The organism is Acidimicrobiales bacterium, from assembly GCA_036399815.1.
Lineage (GTDB): Bacteria > Actinomycetota > Acidimicrobiia > Acidimicrobiales > DASWMK01 > DASWMK01.
This window is the reverse complement of sequence record DASWMK010000031.1, coordinates 1-5,159: the sequence shown is the minus strand read 5'-3', so window position 1 is coordinate 5,159 and position 5,159 is coordinate 1. Positions and strand designations below refer to the sequence as shown.

Genomic DNA, 5,159 nt, shown 5'->3' with positions numbered 1-5,159 from the left:
GGGCGCGCCCGCCGACGCGGCGGCCGGGCCCTCCGCCGCACCAACCGGCACCGGCGCAGGCGCCGCACCCGAGCCGGCCGCCGCGGCGTCCGCCGGGCGGTCCCTGGCGGCCAGCGACACCGGCCCGGTCGACGCCGGCCCGCCCGCGGCCGGCACCGCGGCCGCCCCCGCCGAGCCGGCCGCCAGCACGCCGCAGGCCCGGCGGATCGACCATCCCGAGGCCGAGCCGGTCGACCTGCTCGACGTGGCCGGCGCCCCCGTGGGCCGGCGCCTCGCGCCGCTCGTCGCCGTCGTGCTCGCCGTCCTCGTCGTGCTGCGCCTCCGGCGGCGTCGCCGCTGACGTGCACGAGCCGGAGGGGTACGACGAGTCGGCGACCGGGTGCGTCGTCGAGCTGCTGCGGACGGGCAGCGTCGTCAATGCCCGCCTGGCCGGCGCCCTCCGGCCCCACGGGCTCACCGAGGCCAGCTTCAACGTCCTCATGATCCTCGAGGGCTCGGACCGGGCCCTCTGCCCGCACGAGATCGGCGAGCGGCGGCTCGTCACGCGGGGGACGGTGACCGGCGTGCTCGACTCGCTGGAGCGCCACGACCTGATCCGCCGCTCGCCCCACCCCGCCGACCGGCGCATGCTGCTGATCGAGCTCACCCCGGCCGGGCGGGACCTCCTCGCCAAGGCCCTCCCCGACGTGCGCCGGGCCGAGGCCGACGTGATGGACGGGCTGTCCACCACCGAGCGGGACACCCTCCAGCGCCTGCTCCGCAAGGCCGGGACGATCGTCTGACCCGGCGACCCGCGAGCGTCGGCTAGAGCAGACCGGCGTAGGCGCCGCCGTCGACGGGGACGGCTGCGCCGGTGAGGAACCGGGCCTGCTCGGAGCAGAGGAAGGCGACGACGGCGCCGAAGTCGGCCGGGTCGCCGACGGAGCCGGCCGGGATCGACCGGGCCACGCCCTCCAGGTCGCCGCCGTGCAGCTGGGTCAACCGGTCGGTGGCGTGGAGGCCTGGCTGCACCGAGTTCACCGTCACCCCGTCGCCCGCCACCTCCCGGGACAGCGTCTTCAGGAAGCCGGTGGCGCCGGCCCTGGCCGTGTTCGAGAGGATGAGGTCGGGCATCGGCTGGCGCACGGCGATCGACGTGATCGCCACCACCCGGCCCCACCGGCGGGCCCGCATGGACGGCACGGCGGCCGAGCACATGGCGACGACCGACAGGAGGTTGAGCTCGAGGGCCGGCTGGTAGCGCTCGAACGGCGTGCCCGAGAACCCGCCGGGCGGCGGTCCGCCCGCGTTGGTGACGAGGATGTCGACCCCGTCGAGGGCGTCGACGGCCTGCTCCACGAACGAGACCGCCCCTTCCGGCCGGCTGACGTCGGCGACGATCGCCACCGCGTCGGCGCCGACGCTCGCCGCCGCCTCCTCGACCCTCGCCCGGTCGCGGCTGCACAGCGCCACCCGCACGCCCTCGGCCGCCAGCGCCCGCGCCGCCGCGAGCCCGAGGCCGGCCGACGACGCAGCGACCGCCGCCCGGCGCCCTGCGATCCCGAGATCCATGGCCGGCACCGTAACCTGGCCCCATGGCGGACCCCGCGCCGCTGGTCGCCGACGCCGACCGGGACGCGACCGTCGCCCGCCTCCGCACGGCGTGCGCCGACGGCCGGCTCTCCCTCGACGAGTTCGCCGACCGCGTCGGCGACGCGTGGGCGGCGCGGACGGGCACCGACCTCGCCGCCGTGGTCGCCGACCTGCCGGCGCCGTCGACCCGGCCGGTGCGCCGACGGGTCGTCGCCGTGGCCGGCATGGCCCGGCTGCGCGGGCGGTGGCGGCCGGCGAGGGACGTGCGGGTGGTGGCCGTGGCCGGCGGCGCCGAGGTCGACCTCGTCGACGCCGTCCTCGACGGGCCCGACCTCCGCCTCCGGGTCGTCGCCGTGCTCGGCGGGGTCGAGGTCGTGGTGCCCGAGGGGGTCGCCGTCGAGCTCGGCGGCGTCGCCGTGCTCGGGGCGAGGACGTGGCGGGTGCGGCCGTCGGCCCCCGCGGCCGGCGGCCCGGTGGTCGAGGTGCGGGCCGTCGCCGTGCTCGGCGGGGTGACGGTGCGGACGCCCCACCCCCGGCCGGGTTGACGGCCGCCGGAGCGGGGGTACCGTCGGCGTCCATGAGCGGCACCGAGCCCACCGACCCGGCGGACGAGCGCGGGACCCCGGGCGAGGTCGAGGCGACGGCGGCGGACGCCCCGGACGTCGTCGCCGAGCGCGTGCCGGCGCCCGCCCCCGAGCCGGCCGCCACGAGCCCGGATGCGGGCGACGTGATCGCCGCGCCCGCCCCGGACCCGGCCGGCACCGCCCCCGACGCGGCCGACGTGGTCGCCGAGCCCGTGTCGGCGCCCGCCCCCGAGCCGGCCGCCGCCACGCCAGACGCCGGCGACGTGATCGCCACGCCCGCCCCGGAGCCCACCGCCCCCGCCCCTGACGCGGCCGAGCCCGTGTCGGCGCCCGTGCCCGAGCCCGTCGAGCCGTCGCCGGCCGACGCCTCGCCCGACGGCGAGGCCGCCGCGGCGGCGCCGGCCCCCGAGACGGCGGACACCACCGCCGACGCGACCGCGACCGGCGGGGGCCTCCGCGACGCGTCCGCCACCCCGTCCGACCAGCACGCGCCCCGCCCCGTCGACCTCGTCGCCTCGGCGCCGGCGCCCACCCGGAGGATCGCCGCCGCCGTCGGCACCGCCCTCGTGCTCCTCGCCTGGTGGCGGTGGCGCTCGCGGCGGTGACCGCCGATCGGGCGGCCGTCGCCGAGCTGCTGGGCCGGGCGCCGCAGGGCGACTTCGACGTCGTCGTCCGCGACGCGGGCGGCCGGCCGGTCGTCATCCGCAACGCCCCCCTCCTCGACGACGGGACGCCCATGCCCACCCGCTACTGGCTCCTCGGCCCGACCGCCCTCGCCGTCAGCCGGCTGGAGTCGGCCGGCGGGGTGAAGGCGGCCGAGGCGGCCGTCGACCCCGAGGCCGTCGCCGCCGCGCACGCCCGCTACGCCGCCGAGCGCGACGCCGCCCTGCCCGCCGGCCACGCCGGCCCCCGCCCGTCGGGCGGCGTGGGCGGCACGGCCAGGGGGGTCAAGTGCCTGCACGCCCACTACGCCTGGTGGCTGGCCGGCGGCGACGACCCGGTCGGCGCCTGGGTGGCCGAGCGGCTGGGGGAGCGGTGAGCGACCTCGTCGCCGCCATCGACTGCGGCACCAACTCCACCCGTCTCCTCGTCGGCCGGGTCACCTCGGGCGGGGAGGTCGAGCCCGTCGAGCGGCTCATGCGCATCACCCGCCTCGGCCAGGGCGTCGCCGCCACCGGCCGGCTGGCCCCCGAGGCCGTCGACCGCACCGTCGCCGTCCTGCGGGAGTACCGGGAGGTCATGGACCGCCACGCCGTCCGGTCGGTGCGGATGACGGCGACCTCCGCCGCCCGCGACGCCGCCAACCGGGACGTGTTCTTCGACGCCGCCGAGGAGGCCGTCGGCGCCCGGCCCGAGCTGCTGACCGGCGACGAGGAGGGCCGCCTGTCCTTCGTCGGCGCCACCGCCGGCCTCGACCCGGCCGACGGCCCGTTCCTCGTGGTCGACATCGGCGGCGGCTCCACCGAGCTCGCCGTCGGCACCACCGAGTGCGAGGGCGTGGTCTCGATCGACGTCGGCTGCGTCCGCCTCACCGAGCAGTACGTCCACGGCGACCCGCCCCGGCCCGAGGAGCTGAGCGCGGCCATCTCGGTCACCGAGGCGTGGCTCGAGGACGTGGCCAGGGACGTGCCGGCGACGAGGGAGGCGAACCGGCTGGTCGGCCTGGCCGGCACGGTGACGACCGTGGCCGCCGTCGAGATCGGCCTCCCCGAGTACGACCGGGACGTGATCCACCACTTCACGCTGACGAGGGCGGCCGCCGAGGACGTGTTCCGCACCCTGGCCACCGAGCCGAGGGCCGACCGGGTGCACAACCCCGGGCTCGAGGAGGCTCGGGCGGACGTGATCGTCGCCGGGTGCTGCATCCTCGTCGCCGTCTTCCGCTTCTTCGGGTTCGACGAGCTGCTCGTGTCGGAGGCGGACATCCTGGACGGGCTGGTGCTGAGCCAGGTGCCCCGATGAGCGCCTGGCTGGTCCTGGCCAACGCCAACGCCGGGTCGACCGAGCAGGAGTCGGTGGCGGCGTGCTGCGACGTGCTCCGCACGCTCGGCTCGGTCGAGCAGGTGGCGACGAGCACGCCGGAGGAGATCGACGACCACCTCGCCCGCCTGGACGGCCGCCGCCTGGTGGTCGCGGGCGGCGACGGCAGCGTCCACGCCGCCGTGGCCGCGCTGTGGCGCCGGGGCGAGCTGGCGGCGACGCCGCTCGGCATCGTCCCCCTCGGCACCGGCAACGACCTGGCCCGCACCCTGGGCCTGCCCCTCGACCCGGCCGAGGCGGCGCGGGTGGTCGACGGGGGCACCGAGCGGCGGCTCGACCTGGTGCTGGTGGACGACGGCGCCGTCGTCGTCAACGCCGCGCACGCCGGGCTCGGCGCCGTCGCGGCCGAGACCGGCGCGGCGCTGAAGGACCGCCTCGGCCAGCTCGCCTACCCGGTCGGCGCCCTGGTGGCCGGCGTGCGGGAGCGGGGGTGGGAGCTGACCGTCGAGGTGGACGGCCGGGCGGTCGTGGCCGGCGACGCCGTGCTGCTGGCCGGGGTCGGCAACGGCCGCACGATCGGGGGAGGGACGCCGCTGTTCCCGTCGGCCGACCCCGGCGACGGCCTGCTCGACGTGGTGGTGTCGACCGCCGTCGGCTCGGCCGCCCGGGTGGCCTTCGGCGCCGCCCTGCGGTCCGGCGAGCACGTGGACCGGGACGACGTGCTGACCGCCACCGGGCGGGAGGTGCGCATCAGCGGCGACCCCGTCCCCCACAACGCCGACGGCGAGGTGTCCGACCCCGTCGCCTCCCGCACGTACCGCGTCGAGCCCGGCGCCTGGACGGTGATCGCCCCGGCCTGAGCCCGGCCTGAGCCCGGCTAGATGTAGTGAGCCGGGAGGTTGTTGACGCGGGTGATGGGCGGGCCGCCGATGGCGGTGTGGTGGCGGTGATGGTTGTAGGTGTGGAGCCAGGTGTCGAGTGCGGCGGTGCGTTCGGCTTCTGAGCGGTAAGGGCGGACGTAGG

The 5,159-nt window shown here is 78.4% G+C and carries 9 protein-coding genes; 7 read left to right on the top strand and 2 right to left on the bottom strand.

Annotation, left to right across the window (positions count from 1 at the left end; all coding sequences use genetic code 11):
• Both VGB14_02115 and VGB14_02110 read left to right on the top strand, forming a co-directional pair.
• On the top strand, positions 1 to 340 hold a 340-nt coding region (locus tag VGB14_02115), incomplete at its 5' end, for a hypothetical protein (GenBank protein HEX9991702.1).
• Position 341: 1 nt separating this feature from the next.
• The gene (locus VGB14_02110) at positions 342 to 782 is read left to right on the top strand and encodes a MarR family transcriptional regulator (protein HEX9991701.1); all 441 of its coding nucleotides are present in this window, start codon (positions 342 to 344) and stop codon (positions 780 to 782) included.
• 22 nt (positions 783 to 804) lie between these two features.
• Here the strand turns inward: VGB14_02110 and VGB14_02105 are convergent, their stop codons facing one another.
• Positions 805 to 1,551: an SDR family oxidoreductase gene (locus VGB14_02105; protein ID HEX9991700.1), complete on the bottom strand. Its 747-nt coding sequence runs from the start codon at positions 1,549 to 1,551 to the stop codon at positions 805 to 807.
• 23 nt (positions 1,552 to 1,574) lie between these two features.
• On the opposite strand from VGB14_02105, the gene VGB14_02100 reads away from it, so the two are divergent.
• From VGB14_02100 to VGB14_02080, 5 genes are read left to right on the top strand one after another with little or no spacing between them, the layout of a single operon-like run.
• The gene (locus VGB14_02100; GenBank protein HEX9991699.1) at positions 1,575 to 2,117 is read left to right on the top strand and encodes a DUF1707 domain-containing protein; all 543 of its coding nucleotides are present in this window, start codon (positions 1,575 to 1,577) and stop codon (positions 2,115 to 2,117) included.
• Between the two features lie 32 nt (positions 2,118 to 2,149).
• Positions 2,150 to 2,761, top strand: coding sequence for a hypothetical protein (locus VGB14_02095; protein ID HEX9991698.1), 612 nt, complete (start codon positions 2,150 to 2,152; stop codon positions 2,759 to 2,761).
• The gene (locus VGB14_02090) at positions 2,758 to 3,195 is read left to right on the top strand and encodes a DUF501 domain-containing protein (GenBank protein ID HEX9991697.1); all 438 of its coding nucleotides are present in this window, start codon (positions 2,758 to 2,760) and stop codon (positions 3,193 to 3,195) included. Before VGB14_02095 ends, VGB14_02090 begins: the two co-directional genes overlap by 4 nt.
• On the top strand, positions 3,192 to 4,118 hold the full coding sequence (locus VGB14_02085; protein HEX9991696.1) for a Ppx/GppA phosphatase family protein: 927 nt from the start codon (positions 3,192 to 3,194) through the stop codon (positions 4,116 to 4,118). Before VGB14_02090 ends, VGB14_02085 begins: the two co-directional genes overlap by 4 nt.
• Positions 4,115 to 4,996, top strand: a complete 882-nt coding sequence (locus VGB14_02080) for a diacylglycerol kinase family protein (GenBank protein HEX9991695.1) — start codon at positions 4,115 to 4,117, stop codon at positions 4,994 to 4,996. Before VGB14_02085 ends, VGB14_02080 begins: the two co-directional genes overlap by 4 nt.
• Before the next feature lie 17 nt (positions 4,997 to 5,013).
• Here VGB14_02080 and VGB14_02075 read toward each other — a convergent pair.
• A partial coding sequence (locus VGB14_02075; GenBank protein ID HEX9991694.1) for an IS481 family transposase occupies positions 5,014 to 5,159 on the bottom strand: 146 nt, incomplete at its 5' end.